At 36.1% G+C, this 366-nt stretch carries 1 protein-coding gene; it reads left to right on the top strand.

The window, feature by feature from the left end:
• A partial coding sequence (locus AT575_RS10240; RefSeq protein ID WP_129587083.1) for an IS3 family transposase occupies positions 1 to 268 on the top strand: 268 nt, incomplete at its 5' end.
• Positions 269 to 366: the final 98 nt, after the last annotated feature.

The following is a 366-nucleotide window of genomic DNA, read 5'->3' as shown; positions in this document are numbered from 1 at the left end:
TAGATATGGCGTTAGACGAGTCTATCAAGAACTGATTAATCGTGGATACAAGGTGAACCATAAGAGAGTTCAACGTCTCATGCATAAAGAAGGCTTATTAGGCAAACGTCCAAAGGAAAAATACCATTCCTATAAGGGTGAGGTAGGAAAGATTGCCGACAATATCATTGCTAGAAACTTTAGCACAACTGCGCCTTTACAAAAGTGGACAACAGATGTATCTCAGTTTAATTTTTCATGGGGAAGTGTTACATATCGCCTGTTTTAGATATGAACACAAATGAAATCATATCATATGATTTATCTATGAGTCCTAATCTTGAACAGATAAGTAGAATGCTCGATAGAGCTTTCAATAAATTTCCA

The sequence above is a fragment of the Streptococcus penaeicida genome (assembly GCF_002887775.1).
GTDB lineage: Bacteria > Bacillota > Bacilli > Lactobacillales > Streptococcaceae > Streptococcus > Streptococcus penaeicida.
The sequence above is the reverse complement of the archived record's forward strand: the minus strand, read 5'-3'. Positions and strand labels throughout refer to the sequence as shown.